Origin of the sequence: Vagococcus fluvialis bH819 (assembly GCF_900163795.1) — a bacterium.
GTDB lineage: Bacteria > Bacillota > Bacilli > Lactobacillales > Vagococcaceae > Vagococcus > Vagococcus fluvialis_A.
In genome coordinates, this window is the sequence record NZ_FWFD01000015.1 from 36,536 (window position 1) to 53,146 (window position 16,611).

The 16,611-nt window shown below is 34.0% G+C and carries 16 protein-coding genes and 1 tRNA gene; 13 read left to right on the top strand and 4 right to left on the bottom strand.

All coding sequences use genetic code 11. The features are described from left to right. Positions 1 to 156: 156 nt before the first annotated feature. The 3 genes from FM121_RS09725 to FM121_RS09735 form a co-directional block, all read right to left on the bottom strand. The gene (locus FM121_RS09725; protein WP_086951974.1) at positions 157 to 669 is read right to left on the bottom strand and encodes a thioredoxin domain-containing protein; all 513 of its coding nucleotides are present in this window, start codon (positions 667 to 669) and stop codon (positions 157 to 159) included. A gap of 10 nt (positions 670 to 679) precedes the next feature. Next, the gene (gene clpP / locus FM121_RS09730) at positions 680 to 1,273 is read right to left on the bottom strand and encodes an ATP-dependent Clp endopeptidase proteolytic subunit ClpP (RefSeq protein WP_086951975.1); all 594 of its coding nucleotides are present in this window, start codon (positions 1,271 to 1,273) and stop codon (positions 680 to 682) included. 169 nt (positions 1,274 to 1,442) lie between these two features. Next, entirely contained in the window at positions 1,443 to 1,577 is a 135-nt protein-coding gene (locus tag FM121_RS09735) for a teichoic acid D-Ala incorporation-associated protein DltX (protein WP_256958445.1), read from the bottom strand. 280 nt (positions 1,578 to 1,857) lie between these two features. Here FM121_RS09735 and FM121_RS09740 point away from each other — a divergent pair, with 280 nt between their 5' ends. Continuing rightward, complete coding sequence (locus tag FM121_RS09740) at positions 1,858 to 2,253, top strand: DUF805 domain-containing protein (RefSeq protein WP_086951976.1); 396 nt, start codon at positions 1,858 to 1,860, stop codon at positions 2,251 to 2,253. Between the two features lie 204 nt (positions 2,254 to 2,457). On the opposite strand, the gene FM121_RS09745 is transcribed toward FM121_RS09740, so the two are convergent. Further along, positions 2,458 to 2,529 (bottom strand) — tRNA-Arg (locus tag FM121_RS09745). Between the two features lie 68 nt (positions 2,530 to 2,597). Here FM121_RS09745 and rpoN point away from each other — a divergent pair. The 12 genes from rpoN (at position 2,598) to FM121_RS09805 (ending at position 16,433) form a co-directional block, all read left to right on the top strand. Then, complete coding sequence (rpoN, locus tag FM121_RS09750; RefSeq protein WP_086951977.1) at positions 2,598 to 3,929, top strand: RNA polymerase factor sigma-54; 1,332 nt, start codon at positions 2,598 to 2,600, stop codon at positions 3,927 to 3,929. A 176-nt stretch (positions 3,930 to 4,105) separates the two neighbouring features. Further along, positions 4,106 to 5,143, top strand: a complete 1,038-nt coding sequence (locus FM121_RS09755) for a sugar-binding transcriptional regulator (RefSeq protein WP_086951978.1) — start codon at positions 4,106 to 4,108, stop codon at positions 5,141 to 5,143. 41 nt (positions 5,144 to 5,184) lie between these two features. Continuing rightward, entirely contained in the window at positions 5,185 to 6,189 is a 1,005-nt protein-coding gene (gene gap, locus FM121_RS09760; protein ID WP_086951979.1) for a type I glyceraldehyde-3-phosphate dehydrogenase, read from the top strand. A gap of 96 nt (positions 6,190 to 6,285) precedes the next feature. Further along, a complete protein-coding gene (locus FM121_RS09765) occupies positions 6,286 to 7,479 on the top strand; it encodes a phosphoglycerate kinase (protein ID WP_086951980.1) in 1,194 nt (397 codons plus the stop codon). Between the two features lie 25 nt (positions 7,480 to 7,504). Further along, on the top strand, positions 7,505 to 8,260 hold the full coding sequence (tpiA, locus tag FM121_RS09770; protein ID WP_086951981.1) for a triose-phosphate isomerase: 756 nt from the start codon (positions 7,505 to 7,507) through the stop codon (positions 8,258 to 8,260). A gap of 1 nt (position 8,261) precedes the next feature. Further along, a complete protein-coding gene (gene gpmI / locus FM121_RS09775) occupies positions 8,262 to 9,788 on the top strand; it encodes a 2,3-bisphosphoglycerate-independent phosphoglycerate mutase (protein WP_086951982.1) in 1,527 nt (508 codons plus the stop codon). A gap of 106 nt (positions 9,789 to 9,894) precedes the next feature. Further along, positions 9,895 to 11,190 (top strand): phosphopyruvate hydratase, encoded by a 1,296-nt coding sequence (gene eno / locus FM121_RS09780; RefSeq protein WP_086951983.1) that lies wholly within the window; start codon positions 9,895 to 9,897, stop codon positions 11,188 to 11,190. Between the two features lie 227 nt (positions 11,191 to 11,417). Beyond that, positions 11,418 to 12,356 (top strand): tyrosine-type recombinase/integrase, encoded by a 939-nt coding sequence (locus FM121_RS09785; protein WP_086951984.1) that lies wholly within the window; start codon positions 11,418 to 11,420, stop codon positions 12,354 to 12,356. 107 nt (positions 12,357 to 12,463) lie between these two features. Continuing rightward, on the top strand, positions 12,464 to 12,931 hold the full coding sequence (locus FM121_RS09790; protein ID WP_086951985.1) for a hypothetical protein: 468 nt from the start codon (positions 12,464 to 12,466) through the stop codon (positions 12,929 to 12,931). 411 nt (positions 12,932 to 13,342) lie between these two features. Then, a complete protein-coding gene (locus FM121_RS09795; protein ID WP_179203849.1) occupies positions 13,343 to 13,951 on the top strand; it encodes a recombinase family protein in 609 nt (202 codons plus the stop codon). A 315-nt stretch (positions 13,952 to 14,266) separates the two neighbouring features. Beyond that, positions 14,267 to 15,961: a hypothetical protein gene (locus FM121_RS09800; RefSeq protein WP_086951987.1), complete on the top strand. Its 1,695-nt coding sequence runs from the start codon at positions 14,267 to 14,269 to the stop codon at positions 15,959 to 15,961. Between the two features lie 118 nt (positions 15,962 to 16,079). Next, a complete protein-coding gene (locus FM121_RS09805; RefSeq protein WP_086951988.1) occupies positions 16,080 to 16,433 on the top strand; it encodes a hypothetical protein in 354 nt (117 codons plus the stop codon). The last annotated feature ends 178 nt before the right edge of the window (positions 16,434 to 16,611 follow it).

The following is a 16,611-nucleotide window of genomic DNA, read 5'->3' on the forward strand; positions in this document are numbered from 1 at the left end:
GTTGCTTGGAGCTAAACGCCTTTTTCATCATGCTATTTTAGTTCAGATTCAAAAGGCAGCTCCTGCGGCAACTTCGTAAATACTAATCAATTCGAAAAGCGTGAATTGTTTAGTATTCACTCCAGTTGCTTGAAGCTAAACGCCTTTTTCATCATGCTATTTTAAAAGTTTAAGCAACTCTTCATTGCTAATTTTTTGATCGAATACTTGATTGCCAACAATCACTGTTGGAATAAAGAAAACATTGGCTTCTTCAGCTTCTTTGACGATTGCTTGGCTGATTTCTTCACTGTTTTGACGAGTTAAGCTCAATGTTGATTCTGCAAAATTTGCAATCTCTGTGTGATCTTCTAAATCACCCCAAGTATCTTGAGTTTCATAGATTGATCGAATGGCACTGATAGCAGAGGCATCATTTGGAACAAAACCATGCATCACATTGCCTTTAGTTAAAGCAGGTTTTTCTTTATTGAATAGTTTAATGATTCGTTGAATTTTTCCTTCATTGACTAACTCTTGCAATAGGTCATCTTTTTCATCAGACCATTGGCGACAATATGGGCACCTCAAGTTAATAAATTCAACAATTTTTGTTGGTGCATTATCGTCACCAATCTTAATGCCTGTTTCTGTATTAATTTTTGTTACATCAACATCTGTCATTCCCATCAGATCACTCCTATTTTAATTTTGAACTATTTACCATCACATCATCAATTAGGCCATATGCTTTGGCTTCCTCAGCTGACATAAAGTTATCACGGTCAGTGTCTTTTTCGATGACCTCGATTGGTTGACCTGTGTTCTCAGCTAAGATGGTATTTAATCTTTCGCGAGTGTTTAAAATGTGGCGAGCGGCAATTTCGATTTCAGTTGCTTGACCTTGTGCGCCGCCTAAAGGTTGATGAATCATGATTTCAGCATTTGGTAAAGCAAATCGTTTACCTTTTGTACCTGCTGTAAGTAAGAATGAACCCATAGAAGCAGCCATTCCTAAAACAATTGTTTGAACATCAGCTTTGATGAAGTTCATTGTGTCGTAAATTGCAAGGCCAGCAGAAACACTACCACCTGGTGAGTTGATATAGATAAAGATATCTTTTTCAGGATCTTGAGCATCTAAAAATAAGAGTTGCGCAATGACTGAGTTTGAAACATTATCATCAATCGGACCACTAAGCATGATGATGCGGTCTTTTAAAAGTCTTGAGTAAATATCATAAGCTCTCTCTCCACGAGAAGATTGTTCGATAACTGTTGGTATTAAATTCATAAAAATTCCTCCTAAACTAAAACGTTCATTCATTGTATTTTAACATAATTTATTTTAACTACCTAATAAAAGAATAACGGGTAGGTCAATAAAGGTCAAAGGATTTGTTTGGTCTTTATTTGCGAATAAAAAAAGGCTGTCCCATAAGTAAAATAAAAGGGTACAACCTTTAAAAATCATTGTAAATAAAGCCGCCACCACTTGATTTTAAATAGCCATATAGATAAATCATCGCTAAAAGAATGGCTGCATAAAAAACAGATTTACCAATAAATTTAATAATTTCTTTTTGTTTGTCAGTCAAATAATCACCTTTATAATTTATTTTCATCCATATATTAATGGAAATTGTCGTGTTTGTAGGCTTAAAAAAATAAATAATCACAAACTACTATGGAAATTATTGTATACTAATCCTAATTATTTTTCAAGAAATCCTTCTGATGCAACCATTCATATGGTAAAATCATAATATTTGTTAAATGTTTAAACTCCAACAAGAATTGAAGATGAAGTTTAAAAAAAGGTAATATTCTTGACAATTAGATTGCATGTTTTAAAATTATAATTAGGGAGGTGGCTTTATGATAAATACATATAAAGAATATTGGGGTAATATGTTGACGATGAATGGCACAGCTTCAGGTGGACAATATTGGTGGCCACAAGTGATTAATTATTTTGTATTGGTTTTGTACACGATGCTTACTAAGGCTTATAGATATATTGATTTCATGTCTGATGGAACAAATATTGTTAAAGAGTGGAATACAATAACAATTATTTTTACAGTTTTAGGTTTGTTTATATTTCTAGCCAATTTTACTGTTCGTGCAAGAAGATTGCACGATAGAGATCATAGCAATTGGTGGATATTATTCTATTTAATTCCTATAATTGGATCAATAGTGATGTTCGTTACTCTTGTATTACCAGGTAAAGAAAAAACAAGATGGTCAGTCAATCAATCTCAATATTAAAGAAATGTCTGAAAATAAACTTAAATATTTATTCATTTAGATAAAAAACCACAGCAAAAAATATCTTGCTGTGGTTTTTTTACTTTATTTAATTAGCATTTTTTACTGAAAATTGAATGTATCTTTAACTTGTTTAATAGCAATGACACCAAGCATTTACGACTTTTGTTGTTATCATTTGTATGATACAATCAATCATGAAAACGCGCCCTAAGGGAATCGAACCCCTGTCTCAAGAACCGGAATCTTACGTGATATCCACTACACTAAGGGCGCAGACAGTAATTATTTTAACAAAATAAAAAAAAATAGCAAGAATAATCTGTTATTAGGAGGAGAACGATATGAGATTTGAACAACACTTAGGTCAAAGTCAAAAACAAACAACTAAACTTGCTATGACACAAGAATTGAAACAATCGATTCAGATGCTCCAATATAATACAGAAGATTTACTAAGCTTTCTTGAAGCAAAGACACTGGAAAATCCATTGATGGAAGTAAAAGTAACTGTGGATGAATATGATTATCCGATTAAAACTAAAGCCGGTACTAGTTATGAACACGATAGTAAAGAATGGCTAAATGAGGTTCCAGATGAAACGGTTTCTTTATTTGATCACTTAATCAAGCAGATTCATCTCAATTATAGAGAAACTTATTTGCGACAACTTATTCTTTTTTTAGTCGAGTATATTGATGTGAACGGTTATCTAACGATTACTATAGAAGAAGCCGTGGAAAGAACAGGTGCTAGTAAAATTCAGCTATTAGATGCCTTAACCTTACTTCAAATGCTTGAACCAGTTGGAGTAGGTGCAAGAAGTTTAAGAGAATGTTTAATGCTACAAATCGAAAAAGATCAACAAGCACCTAATATGGCTTATATTGTTATAGAGGAATATTTTGAAGAATTAGCTAATCGAAAATGGAGCATCATAGAAAAAGCATATAGGATAGAGTTATTTGAGATTCAAGAAATTTTTGATTATATAAAGAAATTAAATCCTTATCCAGGAGCAGGATTCAATCAAGAAAAAGAAATGTATATTATTCCTGATGTCATTGTTAGGGAAGTTAAAGGTAACTTAGATGTTTTGAGCACCAAGCAAGGAGTGCCTAGCGTGGTTTTCCAACAAGCATATTTTGATAAAATGAAACAATCAGAAGATACAGAAGTTATCGAATACTTGAAAGATCGAAAAGCAGAGTTTGACTGGATTAAAAAAGGTGTCATTCAAAGAGGGAATACAATCCTAAGAGTAGCAGAGGAAATAGTTAAGAGACAAAGCGCATTCTTTTTAGATGCACAAAGACCTTTAGCACCCATGCAACTAAAAGAAATCGCTAAAGCTTTATCAGTTCATGAATCTACGGTAAGTCGTAGTATTAATGGTAAATATTTAGAAACGGATTTTGGCATATTTGAGTTACGTTCATTCTTTACAGTCGGTTTAACACAAGAGTTAACAGATGAAGAACTTTCAACTAATATGATTAAAAAACAGATAGCAAATATTGTCGAAGCAGAGAATAAGCAAAAACCACTTTCAGATCAAAAAATTGTTGAATTACTATTAATTGAAAAAATTCAGATTTCAAGAAGGACAGTTGCCAAGTATCGAGAGGAATTAGGGATAGCCTCATCAACAAAGAGAAAACGTTATGATCGTTAAAAATGATAAATATTAGTTATTTTACTTGAAATATAGTTTGATAACTGTTAAAATGTGTTCGTAAGGTTGAAACAAACAAAATGTCTTTTGATTTGGATTCAACCTATTTTTTTACCATAGTTGGGTCGCAATAAGTCTACGTTGGACAAAAAAAGACCCGAGGAAGGAGTCACTCGATGCTTCATGATTTAGAGATGATCGAGAGAATTGCTCCGGAGATGATGCAAACAGTTGAAAAGAGATTTCGTATCTTACGTAATATTTATTGGATGCAGCCAGTTGGCAGAAGAACATTGGCTCAAAAAATAAATATAACAGAGCGTATGTTACGAACTGAAACGGACCTTCTAAAGCAACTTAACTTAATAGATGCTTCTAAGAGTGGTATGACTTTAACAAAAAACGGATTACAGGTTTACGAAGGCCTTGAAAAATTCATGGCGGAGTATTCAGGTACACGTGTTAAGGAAAGAGAATTATCTAAAAAATTAGGTATTGCTCGTTGTATCATAGTACCAGGAGATAGTGATCTTGAAGAAAAAGTTTTAGAAAGTTTTGGTACAATCGTATCAGATGTTTTAGCCACTCAATTACCAGATGGGGAAAATACCATCGCAGTTATGGGTGGAACAACAATGGAAACTGTAGCACTAAATATGCAAGGATTAGAAACAGATAAGCGTCATAACTTATTCGTTCCAGCAAGGGGCGGTGTAGGTGAGACAATTAATATCCAAGCTAATTCAATTAGTGGCATGATGGCAGAAAAATCAGGTGGAGATTTTAGGGTTTTATATGTGCCAGAGCAAGTTAGCCCTGAAACATATGAGATATTACTTCATGAACCAACTGTACAAAGAGTGCTTACGCTTATCTCTCATTCGAATTGTGTCATCCATAGTATTGGACGTGCACTTCACATGGCAAAAAGACGTGGCATGAATTCAAAAGAGTTAGCAATGCTAACGAATCAAGGAGCAGTTGCTGAGAGTTTTGGCTATTTCTTTGATGAAGACGGGGAAGTTGTTTATAAAATTCCACGCATTGGTCTACAATTGAAAGACCTAGAAAATATACCGTATGTTTTGGCTGTAGCTGGCGGTAAATCAAAGGCTAAAGCAGTAGAAGCATATATCAAAAATGCACCTAAGCAAACTTGGTTAATAACCGATGAGGGTGCAGCTAATCAGATTTTAAAAGAGGTAACTCTTTAAAATAAAATAATTTTTTGATTTTCTAAAGGAGGAAATCCCGCATGACAGTAAAAGTAGGTATTAATGGTTTTGGACGTATTGGTCGTTTGGCATTCCGTCGTATCCAAGAAGTAGCAGGATTAGAAGTAGTAGCAATCAATGATTTAACAGACGCAAAAATGTTAGCTCATTTATTAAAATATGACACTACACAAGGACGTTTCAATGGTGAAGTTGAAGTTCATGATGGTTTCTTTAACGTTAACGGAAAAGAAGTTAAAGTTTTAGCTAACCGTAATCCTGAAGAATTACCATGGGGAGAATTAGGAGTAGACATCGTTTTAGAATGTACTGGCTTCTTTACTTCTAAAGAAAAAGCTGAATTACACTTAAAAGGTGGAGCTAAACGTGTTGTTATTTCTGCTCCTGGTGGAAACGATGTTCCAACAATCGTTTATAACACTAACCACGATATCTTAACAGGTAAAGAAACAGTTATCTCTGGTGCTTCATGTACTACTAACTGTTTAGCACCTATGGCTGATGCATTAAACAAAAACTTCGGTATTGCTGAAGGATTAATGACAACTATCCATGGTTACACTGGTGATCAAATGACATTAGATGGTCCTCACCCTGGTGGAGACTTCCGTCGTGCACGTGCTGCTGCAGAAAACATCGTACCTAATACTACTGGTGCTGCTAAAGCTATTGGCTTAGTAATTCCAGAATTAAACGGTAAATTAGATGGAGCTGCTCAACGTGTTCCTGTTGCAACTGGTTCATTAACAGAATTAGTAACTATCTTAAACAAAAAAGTTTCTGTAGAAGAAGTTAACGCTGTTATGGAAAAAGCTGCTAACGAATCTTATGGTTACACAACTGATCAAATCGTATCTTCAGATATCGTAGGTATGACTTTTGGATCATTATTTGATGCAACACAAACTAAAGTTATGACAGTTGGGGACAACCAATTAGTTAAAACTGTTTCTTGGTATGATAACGAAATGTCATATACTGCACAATTAGTTCGTACTTTAGAATACTTTGCTAACTTAGCTTAATTTTATTAAGTAAGTATCAAGTGTTTCATTAGAAGCGGGGGAGCCGACGCGCTTCCTCGCTTTTTTATTAACCATTTCAGGGAGGATTTACTCATTATGGCGAAAAAAACAGTAGAAGATTTAGAATTAAAAGATAAAAAGGTTTTAGTCCGTGTCGACTTTAACGTTCCATTAAAAGATGGTGTTATCACTAATGATAACCGTATCGTTGCTGCTTTACCAACAGTTAAATACATTGTTGAAAATGGTGGGAAAGCTATTTTATTCTCACATTTAGGCCGTGTTAAAACTGAAGAAGATAAAGAAGGTAAATCATTAGCACCAGTTGCTAAACGTTTGTCTGAATTATTAGAAAAACCAGTTACATTTGTTCCTCAAACAAGAGGTGAAGAATTAGAACAAGCGATTGCTAACATGAGCAGTGGTGATGTTTTAGTTGTTGAAAATACTCGTTTTGAAGATATTGACGGTAAAAAAGAAAGTAAAAATGATCCTGAATTAGGTAAATATTGGGCTTCTTTAGGTGATGTATTTGTGAATGATGCCTTTGGTACTGCTCACCGTGCTCACGCTTCTAACGTTGGGATTGCTTCAAACTTACCATCAGCAGCTGGTTACTTAATGGAAAAAGAAATTAAGTTTATCGGTGGAGCTGTAGACGAACCTAAACGTCCATTCGTGGCTATCTTAGGTGGCGCTAAAGTATCTGATAAAATTGGTGTTATTGAAAACTTAATCGACAAAGCAGATAAAATTCTTATCGGTGGTGGAATGACTTATACTTTTGGCGTTGCTAAAGGTCGTAAGATTGGTCAATCATTAGTAGAATTAGATAAAGTTGATTTAGCTAAGAGCTTATTAGAAAAAGCTGGCGACAAAATTATTTTACCAATCGATACTGTTTGTGCTGGTGAATTCAGCAATGATGCAGTAACAACTATTGTAGATGGTGATTCAGATATTCCTGATGATCTTGAAGGATTAGACATTGGACCAAAATCAATTGAATTATTCACTAAAGAATTACAAGGTGCTAAAACAGTTGTATGGAACGGACCAATGGGCGTTTTTGAATTACCAACATTCGCTAAAGGTACTGTTGGTGTTTGTGAAGCAATCGCTGAATTAAGTGATGCAACAACAATCATCGGTGGTGGAGATTCTGCTGCTGCAGCAATCCAATTAGGCTATGCTGACAAATTCACTCACATTTCAACTGGTGGTGGCGCTTCTCTAGAATATCTAGAAGGCAAAAAATTACCAGGTGTGGAATCAATTTCTGATAAATAAAAACAATCATTAAGGAGACCAAAATATGCGTAAACCAATTATTGCAGGTAACTGGAAAATGAACAAAACTGTTTCTGAAGCAAATGCTTTTGCTGAAGCAGTTAAAAATAATGTCCCATCAAATGATAAAGTGGATGCTGTTATCGGCTCACCAGCTTTATTCTTAACAGACTTAGTTAATGCTTCTAAAGGAACTGATTTAAAAATTTCAGCTCAAAACTGTTATTTTGAAAACAGTGGTGCTTTCACTGGTGAAACTTCACCAGCAGCATTAGCTGACTTAGGTGTTGACTATGTGATCATCGGACACTCTGAACGTCGTGAATATTTCGGCGAAACTGATGCTGATGTTAACAAAAAAGCTAAAGCTATCATTGCTAACAACATGACACCAATTTTATGTTGTGGTGAATCTTTAGAAACTTATGAAGCTGGTCAAACAGCATCATGGATTGAAGAACAAATTAAAGGTGGTTTAGCTGATTTAACTGATGATCAAGTATCTAACTTAGTCATCGCTTATGAACCAATCTGGGCAATCGGAACTGGTAAATCTGCTGATGCTAACATCGCTGATGAAATCTGTGGCGTGGTTCGTGGTACTGTTGCAAAACTTTACAACGATACTGTAGCTAGCAAAGTTCGTATCCAATACGGTGGTTCAGTTAAACCTGAGAACATCGCTGAGTATATGGCTAAAGAAAACGTTGATGGTGCTTTAGTTGGTGGAGCTTCTCTTGAAGCTGATTCTTTCTTAGCATTATTGGAGGCCGTAAAATAGTATGAGTAAAACGCCTATCGCAATGATTATCCTTGATGGATATGGAAAACGTGACGAAGTAACAGGGAACGCTGTACTTCAAGCAAATACACCTAATTTTGATCGTTATTGGAATGAATTTCCACATAACCAACTTAAAGCTTCTGGTTTAGACGTAGGTCTTCCAGAAGGTCAAATGGGTAACTCTGAAGTCGGCCACACTAACATTGGTGCTGGACGTATTGTTTATCAAAGTTTGACACGTATTGATAAAGCCATTCAAGATGGAGAATTCCAAACAAATGAAGCTTTAAATCACGCGATTGATCATGCATTAGAAAATAATTCAGATTTACATTTATTTGGTTTATTATCTAATGGTGGTGTACATAGTCATCAAAATCACCTTTATGCTTTACTAGAAATGGCAAAAGCTAAAGGCGTTAAAAATACTTACGTTCACGCCTTCCTAGATGGTCGTGACGTAGCTCCGACATCTGGTAAAGGTTACATGGAAGAACTTGTTTCTTTCATGGAAAAACTTGGTTACGGTGAAGTAGCAACTGTCTCTGGTCGTTTTTATGCAATGGACCGTGACAAACGCTGGGAACGTGTTGAAAAAGCTTATTCTGTATTAACAGAAGGTAAAGGCAATACAGCTACTAACCCAGTTGAAGCAATTGAAGCTTCATACGCAGATGGTAAAAATGACGAGTTCGTTTTACCAGTTGTGATTGAAAAAGACGGTAAACCAGTTGGAACTGTTAAAGACAATGACGCTGTTATTTTCTTCAACTTCCGTCCTGACCGTGCGATTCAATTATCAAATGCTTTCACTGATGTTGAGTGGGAAAACTTTGATCGTACAACTCATCCAGAAAACGTTAAGTTTGTAACGATGACTTTATACAATCCAAGTATCGTCGCTGAAGTGGCTTACCCACCAATTGAAATGAAAAATGTAATTGGAGAAGTTCTTTCTGATAAAGGACTGAAACAATTACGTATTGCTGAAACTGAAAAATACCCACACGTTACCTTCTTCATGAATGGTGGACGTAATGAGGAATTTCCAGGTGAAAGCAGAATTTTAATTAATTCTCCAAAAGTTGAAACGTATGATTTACAGCCTGAAATGAGTGCTTACGAAGTGACTGACGCTTTAGTAGCAGACATCGAAGCTGGAAACAATGACGCGATTCTTTTAAACTTTGCCAATCCAGATATGGTTGGACACTCAGGCATTTTAGAAGCTGCGATTAAAGCAATCGAAGCGGTAGATGAGTGTTTAGGTAGAGTTGTTGATGCTGTTCATGCTAAAGGTGGTCACGCCATCATATTTGCCGATCACGGTAATTCTGAAACAATGACAACACCTGAAGGTAACCCACATACTGCTCATACTACTGTTCCAGTTCCAGTCGTTGTGACTGTTGCAGGAGCTGAATTAAGAGATGGTGGACGCCTAGCTGATATCGCTCCGACTATGTTAGATTTATTAGGAGTAGAAAAACCAGCTGAGATGACAGGAGAGTCATTAATTAAATAATCGTTTTATCGTTGCGAAAAATGGTAAAACTAGTTAGAATGATAGTATGGGATAATATGTCCCTTAGCTAATAAAACAATACAACCTAAAGGAGAGAAAAAAAACAATGTCAATTATTACTGATGTTTATGCTCGCGAAGTCCTAGACTCACGTGGAAACCCAACAATCGAGGTAGAAGTTTATACTGAAAGTGGTGCTTTTGGTCGCGGTATGGTTCCTTCTGGAGCTTCAACTGGTGAATACGAAGCCGTTGAATTACGTGATGGCGATAAAGCTCGTTATTTAGGTAAAGGTGTTTTAACTGCTGTTGACAACGTAAACAACATTATTGCTGAAGAAATCATCGGATTCGACGTTCGTGACCAAATGGCAATCGACAAAAAAATGATCGAATTAGACGGAACTCCAAACAAAGGTAAATTAGGAGCTAACGCTATTTTAGGTGTTTCTATTGCTGCTGCTCGTGCTGCTGCCGATTACTTAGAAATTCCTTTATACCACTACTTAGGTGGATTTAACACTAAAGTATTACCAACTCCAATGATGAACATCATCAATGGTGGATCTCATGCTGATAACAGCGTTGACTTCCAAGAATTCATGGTTATGCCTGTTGGAGCTGCTACTTTTAAAGAAGCTATCCGTATGGGTGCTGAAATCTTCCATAACTTAGCTAAAGTATTAAAAGCTAAAGGCTTAAATACTGCTGTAGGTGACGAAGGTGGATTTGCTCCTGACTTAGGTTCTAACGAAGAAGCATTAGAAGTAATCATCGAAGCTATCGAAGCTGCTGGTTATGTTCCTGGTAAAGATGTACGTTTAGCAATGGACGTTGCTTCATCAGAATTCTATAACAAAGAAACTGGTATGTACGACTTAACTTCAGAAGGACGTTCTTTAACTTCTCAAGAAATGGTTGCTTTATACGAAGACTTATGTTCTAAATATCCAATCATCTCTATCGAAGATGGATTAGATGAAAACGACTGGGAAGGCTTCAAGAGCTTAACAGAAAAATTAGGTAAAAAAGTTCAATTAGTTGGGGATGATTTATTCGTAACTAACACTGAAAAATTAGCTCGTGGTATCAAAGAAGGTATCGCTAACTCAATCCTAATTAAAGTTAACCAAATCGGTACTTTAACAGAAACATTTGAAGCAATCGAAATGGCTAAAGAAGCTGGTTACACTGCAGTTATCTCTCACCGTTCTGGTGAAACTGAAGATGCAACAATCGCTGATATCGCTGTTGCAACTAACGCTGGTCAAATCAAAACTGGTTCTGCTAGCCGTACTGACCGTATTGCTAAATACAACCAATTATTACGTATTGAAGACCAATTAGGTGAAGTAGCTCAATACAAAGGTTTAGCTTCATTCTACAACTTAAACGATAAATAATTTTAGTTTAAATAAAGCTTATTCTAATAGGAATTAAAACTGTTCGGACGTAAAGACTCTTCTTTTGAAGGGTCTTTTTTTGTCTCTTTTAAAGTTTATTGTTTAGGTAGACCAATTTTAGTTGGTTGTAGATACTTATTGTATTGCTAATTAGAAAAAGCTTGTAGTTAGTTATACCTTACTTTTTATTTTCTTTTATTAATTTTTAGGTAAAGGAAGTCTATTTTGTGGAAATTAATGAGGTTTTGGAAGAGTATTTATTAGATTGCAAGATTAGAAATTTATCAAAGAAAACTATTAGTTCTTATAATTATCAAATTGGTATTTTTGTTAAATATATAGAGACTGAATTTAATGAAAAGGATATTGTAAAAGTAAAAAAAATCCATGTAAAAAAATACTTGTTAGATTTACAAGAAAGCAAAAAATCAAATTATATTAACCAGTTGTTAAAAACATTAAAATTACTCTTCAGGTATGCTGTAGAAGAAAATTATTTGGATAAAAATGTTATAGATAATGTTTCGTATTTAAAGACGGAAAGAGTTTTGTTGAACACTTTCAATGATACGGAAGTGGCAAATATGATTGAACACTACGCAAAAAATACAGATTTTATATCGCAAAGGAACAAAGTAATTATTGAAGTGTTCGCTGATTGTGGGCTAAGAGCACAGGAAGTAAGGGAGCTTAAAAATGAAAATATCTATGATAACTATATAAAATTTTGGGGTAAGGGAAGAAAAGAAAGGATAGTTCCATTGAGTCCATATTTATCATATTCTTTAAAAAAATATAATCGTGTGAAGAAAGGTTATTTTAATAATCTTAGAAGTTATAGAGAAATTGAGGATTATGTATTTGTTTCTAAAAGCGGTAATCAGTTAAAAAATAATGTTTTACTTGAAAAAATTGTAAGGGACGCATGCAATGAAGTAGGTGTTCGTGATGAAATTCAAAGGAAATCTTGCCATTCATTAAGACATTACTACGCACAAAAACTATTGAAGAGTGGTGTTAATCTTTACACGATTAGTAGGCTATTGGGTCATTCGAATATTAAAACCACTCAAACATACCTTAATAGCTTGACCAATGATGAAATTTTAAATGATGTTCAGGGAATTACGCCTTTAACCGTATTACTACTAGATAAAAAATTATAGTAAAAAATGCAACAGTGTAAAATATAATTAAACAGATAATAATGATTTGACTTAAGTTCTGAAGGAAGGTAGATTAAGACCAATCAAATAATGAAAGGGTTTTAATTATGAATAAAACAGTTGAAAAAATCAGCGATACACAAATGATGAGGTGCGTGCTCCCAGTAATATTAAAAGAGAAATTCCCTAAAGGAGCAACCTTTGAAGAGTTATGGGACGAGTTGTTTAAGGATAAAAAATTGGCTAAAGTAATGATTAATTCTAAGAAAGAAAAGCGTTTGGGGCTTCTTCAAGGATTAAGTAATCGTATTAAAGACGGTAAGGAAGAAAACTTGATGATTATTAAGAAAGAAGACGGCAAAAATTATTTTATGTATTTTGATGATTCTTTAGAAAAACAAATCAAGCTAACGGAAAACTATTTATCTTCAGTTAAAAACATCAATTTTGATAAAGATACTAAGTTTGAAAAGGTTAAGGAAGACCTATTGAAGGAACAAAAAACATTAATAAAAAAATTGGAGGAGGTAAATCAAAAATTACAGCTATCAGATGTAGATAAAAAATCTGATTAACGCTTAATTTCCTTATGAAATCTATAAAAATTCCTGTTTTCTACATAGACATACTCTTCTAATAGTATATATATCTACTTAGAATAAATTATCTGAATCAAAGAATCCAAATCTAGAATATGATTGATATAGAAATAAAGTGGAAAGTAGTGAATTAAATCTAGTTATCTTCATTCATATCTATTTCTAAATCCTTAATAGTAAAATCTTCGGCTAATCTACATGGGTAAATAGTAATTCTACAAACAGAAAAATATCTTTATTAGGAAACCTTCTCCTGATAAAGGTATTTTTTTATCTTCTTATTGCATTCTTAGTTGAAAATAGTATTTAGTGAAAATTTACAAATGAAATAGGAGGACAACTATAATAAGTAAGGTTAAAAGTTAATAATGGAGGATGAGGAAGCAAATGAAAGAAGAGAATATTATTAAAGTAGGCTACGGAAGAGTATCTACAGCGGATAAACAGGATAGTTCCTTAGAAAATCAACAAGAGTTATTAAGGGATTGCGGATGTGAGAAAGTATTTTTTGAAAAAAGTTCAGGGCGCAATGATGATAGAAAGGAATTTAAAAAATGTATTAAACGGTGTAAAGAATTAGCTAAAACAAATAAAGTGATTTTAGTGGTGGTAAAATCTGATAGGCTTAGCCGAAAATTTTCCACCTTAGTAAACACTGTAAACGAATTGGATGAAGACAATATTGCTTTTAAATCATTAACAGAATCTTTTGATACAGCAAGTATTGAGGGTAAATTAATGTTTAATATACTAAGTTCTTTTGCCGAATATGAAGTCAGTCAAACTAGAGAAAGAATAAAAATGGGGATAGAAAAAGCTCGTAAAGACGGAAAAAAAATCGGCAAACAACGGAACATGGAAAAAGAAAAACGGGTGATTGAAATGTATCGTAATCGTTCAAACACGATAGAATTCATAGCAAAGTCTAATGACATTAGCATTAGAACTGTCTATAACATTGCACAACGACACAACTTAACAAGAAAAATAAGTTAATTCAAAGAAAGAGTTGAACCTCTAAAACATAGAAGGTATAATAAAGAGGAAGTTGGGATATCAGATGAATTTAGAGGCATTTTCCAGTAGTCATTTGCAGTGTAAAAATAAAATAAATAACAAATTATAAAGTAGTTGTTAACATTGAGTTTCTAAAATGTTGATGACTACTTTTTTAATTTTGTCGCAGACTACTGTCTTCTGCACGATCAGAAATCTCATATTTTAAGCCAATATTAAAATAACTATAAAAACAATCATATGTATAGTAAAATAGTTATTGTTAATATTAATAAAACAAAAAGGAGTTTTACGATGAAAAAAAGTGGAGTTAAAAAATTATTGATTACATCATTGTCATTAGTGTCTTTATCTGTAGCCTTAGGAGCTACGCAAGCAGACGCATCCGCCCAAGGTGATTACATCAAAGACGGTAGCACGGTTCAAATCACTAAGAAAAACTATGAGATTTGGCAAAATTTTGGTTGGAAAGAAAAAAATAATACTTCAAATGTTTATAATCAAACGTTTGATGCTAAAGGGCGTTATCAACATCAAAATGGAAGCACTTATTATTCTTTATATGATAATAAAGGAACTTGGTACGGGTATCTGAATGCGAATGCCACTAAAAAGATTGATGGGCAAGGCTCTTATATATCAGACGGTAGCACGGTTCAAATAACTAAAAACTATGAAATATGGCAAAATTTCTCTTGGAAAAAGAAAGAAATGGGTTCAACTTATTTTAATCAACAAGTCCAAGCTAAGGGACGTTATGAACATTTCAATGGAAATACTTACTACTCTCTTTATACTAAAACAGGGTCTTGGTTAGGATATATCAATGCAAATGCTACGTCAAAAACAAAGTCAGAAGGAAATTACATTTCAGACGGACGATATGTAGAAATAACGAAAAACTATGAACTGTGGCAAAACTTCTCTTGGAAGAAAAAAGGAATGGGTTCAACACAATTCAAAAAATCTTTACAAGCCAAAGGCAGATACGAACATTTCAATGGAAACACTTATTATTCTGTGTATGATGAAAAAGGCACTTGGTTAGGTTATATCAATGCCACAGCAACTAAATCTTATCAGCCTAAACAAACAAAAGAAACAAAAACAATCAATAAAGATACCTCAAACAAAGTTTTAAAGGATACAAAAGGCTACAAAAAAGTATCTGAGGAGACAGATAAAGGGAAAGTAAGCAAGAAACCAAATGGTGATACACATACCTTATTCACAAAAACAATCATATGGAAGAAAGACCAAACAACCGAACTTCCAAGCGACATTGGAAACAGTGGAATGCAATTCAACACCAAGGCAGAAGCTTACGATTGGGGCTACGATAACAATCCGAATCCAAACGGTTCATTCTTTGTTTACAAAATGGAAAATGGAAAATACACAGTCGACTTCAATAAAGAAACCCCAACCAACGAAGACAAATACGAAACAATCAACAAAGACGATAAAGGGAAAGTACTCCCATCAAACGTTGACCTTACAAAGTATACAAAAGTATCAGAAGACACTAAACAAACAGTAAAAACTCTATCTAACGGGAACACAATTACAACTCATACAACAACCGTTATTTACAAACTAAACACTGTCTATGTGCCAAAACATGAAGAACAATTTTTAACAGTCTATAAAGATGATAAAGGAAATATATTACCTGATGACTTTGATATCAATGAGTATATTGAAGTAAGTTCTATTGCTGATAACGGAGTGAAAGAAACTTTTCCAAATGGGGACACTATGACAACGTATACAACAACAATTACTTATGAATTAAAAGAAGACCATCAAGGTGAAACAATTCACACCTATGAAACGAATGTTTACAACCAAAACGGGGTATTTTTAGGGGGAACAATTCCAAGTGGATATTCTGAGGTATCACGTAAGGAATCAGAAAAGACAGTTAAACAATCAAACGGTGATACTTTAATCATTCATATTACGGATATTGTAGTAAGAATCAAATAACAACTAAAAAATAATAAAAGAGACCTACTATTAAATTAGTAGGTTTTTTTGTTGAAAAAATAAACTTGTTGAAAGAACATAAAAATACTGACAAAAAGATTAATGGAGGTATTAATGTATGGCAGATAAAAAGAAAAAAAGGAATGTAGGCATTTTAAGGGGTGTTTTATTAGGCACGGTTGCAGTAGGTGTATTTTCTACGCAAACTACTAGTAAAGTATCTGCAAGTAATAATAACGTGGTGGGGGATGGGGTGTATTCTCCAACGGAAGAAATGAGGGAAGTCTCTCCTTATGTAAAGGAAAAGCTAAACTCTTTAACAGAAGATAACTACATAGAGGGTTATTTAAAAGGGACAGACGGGAGGTTAAAAAGTGTTATAGAGGACGATATAACAAAAGGGGCAACCCTCCCCGAACCTACGTCCACCTCCAAATCAAATACAAATACTTACGGCAGTGTTTATACATAAAATAACGAATTTAATTTAAATTAAAAACTTTAGAAGATGATTACAGTGAGGTTTAAGCTGTCTTCTTCTCTATCAAAAGATAACAGCGACTATATTTTAGAATCATTTTTAAGGGGTCTATGAGCCCTCCTGACGCATTTGAATCACTCTCTAGCATATTTATATCATCTGAGTCTAA